This is a genomic window from Shewanella sp. 11B5 (genome assembly GCF_002836795.1).
Lineage (GTDB): Bacteria > Pseudomonadota > Gammaproteobacteria > Enterobacterales > Shewanellaceae > Shewanella > Shewanella frigidimarina.
On record NZ_PJAP01000936.1, the window covers coordinates 1 to 3057 of the forward strand.

Consider the following 3057-nt stretch of genomic DNA (forward strand, 5'->3'; position numbering starts at 1 on the left):
AGAGATGTTTTTTTAATCATGTAATGCTCATTAACTAAACTCGTTATACTGTAATAGAGTTGATCAAGATCAAGCGTGTTGTTTGTCTGTGGGCCTAAACTCGTTAATGTAGATGGGTTCAAAGTTGTCTAATGATCCGTTGCAAACTTGCTTTTTGTGAGGGGATAAAATGAATTTTAAAGACTATTACACTGTATTAGGCATCGATCCTAAAGCGAATGATAAAGCGGTTAAAGTCGCTTATAAAAAACTTGCCGTGCAGTATCATCCTGACGTGAGTAAACATCCAGATGCTGAGGCGAAATTCAAAGAAATAGGTGAAGCCTATGAAGTGTTACATAACACTAAAAAGCGTGCTGAATATGACGAATTACGTCATCATCACCTTAATAGAACCCAAAATCGTTATGCCAATCAAGGCGCAGCGAATGGTGCAGGGCAAACCTGGGGACAACAGCAAAGCGATCCACAAACCGATCAAGAGTTTTCAGACTTTTTTAGTTCAATTTTTGGCTCCAGCCGCGGAGGTTTTGAACAAGGTAGCCAACATAGACAGCGCCAAACTCAGCCTCAAAAAGGCCAAGACATTGAAATTGAGTTTCCGATGTTTCTTGAAGAAACATTGGTCGATACTCTAAAGCCAGTCGAGTTTACCTTACAACAACGGGATCCTAGCGGTCGTATCGTTGAGCAACCTAAATCGTTAAAAGTTAAAATTCCTGCTGGCGTTGTTAATGGTGAACGTATTCGCTTGAAAGGACAGGGCGGTCCGGGACCGACCAAGGCAGATAACGGTGATCTGTACTTACAAATTCGTTTTGTACCTCATCCCATGTTTGATGTTGATGGTCGAGATTTAAGTATTGTTGTACCCGTAGCGCCATGGGAAGCAGTGCTGGGTACCAAGCTTAAACTGCCCACGTTAACCGGTCATATTCAACTGACTATCCCTGCTAATAGTCAGTCAGGACAGCGTTTACGTATAAAAGGAAAAGGCTTACTCAGTAAAAAAGTACATGGGGACTTATTTGCGGTACTCAAAATAGTCGTCCCGACATCGCCAGATGAAGCAAGCAAACAATTGTGGACTGAATTAGCAGAGAAAAATATATTCGACCCACGTGCCAGTTGGAGTAAATAACGATGCTGCAAATTAATATAAGCGAACAAGATTGTTGGTTGAGTAGCGATGAACTGTGTGAGTGCAGCGATATCAGCTCAGCATTACTACTTGAACTTGTAGAGCACAGTATTGCCATGCCAATGGAGGGTGAGGTGATAGAACAATGGCGCTTTAGTGTCGAGAATTTACATCAAGTGAAAAAAGCCACGCGCATTCAACGTGATCTGGCACTCGATTGGAGTGGCATTGCATTAATCTTACAATTACTCGATGAAAGAGACCAGTTAGATCATGAAGTCCATATGCTAAAGCAGCAGTTGAGTCGGTTTAAAGTATAATTATAAGCCGCTGACAAATGGATGTTAGAGGTAGCTATACTTCTCATTGGCAGTAGCCGAATAAAGCTTGGCCTAATTATTTAAGCACCGCTAATTAGGGCTGCTATTTATTAACCACTACTATTTAAAAATTGCTAGTTAAGCCGTTTATAAAGGTTTATTAAAGCGCTTTACCGCTAATAACACTCCGAATAGGTTACTAAACCAGTAATATTATCCTTGTTAAAATTAAGGGTAATATCTGTTGTATTTTTACAATTAAATTCAATGATTTATCTGTATTTATGAAAACACTAACATTGACATGATGAGCGTTTAGGGACTAGTGTATAAAATATATCGCGAAAGTGTGTGGTAAATATTTAACAGCGCAGAATTTATTCACGTGCTTTTTATGTAGCGTTAGTACAAAAAAGCAGAACGGCGTAAAAGAGCGTCATGGAAAATATTATGGAAAAAATAGTAATAAAAAACCTCTATAAGGTTTTTGGTTCTGAGCCTCGCAAGGGAGTGAAATTACTTGAACAAGGGAAAAGCAAAGAAGAAATTTACGAACAGACAGGGCTTACAGTTGCAGTACAAGGTGCAAGTTTTACCGTAAACAAAGGTGAAATTTTTGTCGTGATGGGTCTGTCTGGCTCAGGAAAATCAACTCTAGTAAGAATGCTAAACAGGCTCATTGAACCAACATCTGGAGAGGTGTTAGTTGATGGTCAAAATATCCTCAAAATGAATAAGGATGAGCTGGTAAGGTTTCGCAGAAGCAAAACCAGTATGGTCTTTCAGTCTTTCGCTCTTATGCCTCATCAGACAGTGTTAGAAAATGCAGCTTTTGGCCTCGAGCTTGATGGCATGGATAAGAAACAGCGTGAAGAGCGAGCTCTAGATGCCTTAAAACAAGTCGGACTTGAAGGCTTGGAGAATGCATATCCCAATGAGTTAAGTGGTGGTATGCAGCAGCGAGTGGGATTGGCGCGAGGCTTAGCGGTTGATCCTGATATCTTGCTCATGGATGAGGCATTTTCGGCGCTTGATCCTCTTATTAAGACAGAAATGCAGGATGAACTGTTGAAACTGCAAGACCGTCATGAGCGCACCATCATATTTATCTCCCATGATTTAGACGAAGCATTACGTATTGGCGACCGAATTGCCATCATGCAGGGCGGCCGAGTTATTCAAGTGGGGACGCCAGAAGAGATTCTGCAAAATCCCGCTGACGATTATGTACGCGCATTTTTCCGTGGTGTGGATCCAACCGGTGTTATCTCCGCAGGGGACATTGCCCGCGATAGCCAGCCAACGGTCGTTTGGCATACTAAAGCAGGTAGCCCACGAGCCACATTAGAAATGTTGAGTATGAAAGATCGCGAATTTGCCTATGTACTCGACTCAGAACATCGTTATTTGGGTGTTGTTTCTTCTGATTCTCTGCGCGACGCTATTGACCAGGGGAATGGTACCAGCAAACTTGAGCATGCTTTCCTTACAGAAGCCAAATCGGTTCAGGAAACCGATAGCCTTCAGGACATTTTATCTTTGGTAGCATCTCATTCTTGGCCTATTCCAGTTGTAAACTCAGAAAATAGATATCGC

Annotated in this window: 3 protein-coding genes; all 3 read left to right on the forward strand. The window is 41.6% G+C overall.

Translation table 11 applies throughout. The annotated features are described in order from the left end of the window. Window positions 1–169: 169 nt before the first annotated feature. Complete coding sequence (locus tag CXF78_RS18480; protein ID WP_102037576.1) at window positions 170–1141, forward strand: DnaJ C-terminal domain-containing protein; 972 nt, start codon at window positions 170–172, stop codon at window positions 1139–1141. Window positions 1142–1143: 2 nt separating this feature from the next. Then, the gene (locus CXF78_RS18485) at window positions 1144–1461 is read left to right on the forward strand and encodes a chaperone modulator CbpM (RefSeq protein ID WP_102037577.1); all 318 of its coding nucleotides are present in this window, start codon (window positions 1144–1146) and stop codon (window positions 1459–1461) included. A gap of 450 nt (window positions 1462–1911) precedes the next feature. After that, the coding region (proV, locus tag CXF78_RS18490) for a glycine betaine/L-proline ABC transporter ATP-binding protein ProV (RefSeq protein ID WP_180957215.1) at window positions 1912–3057 on the forward strand (1146 nt) is incomplete at its 3' end.

What these genes read in the sequence shown, in the direction of transcription:
- CXF78_RS18485 (WP_102037577.1), top strand. Translation starts at nt 1,144, where the DNA reads ATGCTGCAAATTAATATAAGCGAACAAGATTGTTGGTTGAGTAGCGAT.
- CXF78_RS18480 (WP_102037576.1), top strand. Translation starts at nt 170, where the DNA reads ATGAATTTTAAAGACTATTACACTGTATTAGGCATCGATCCTAAAGCG.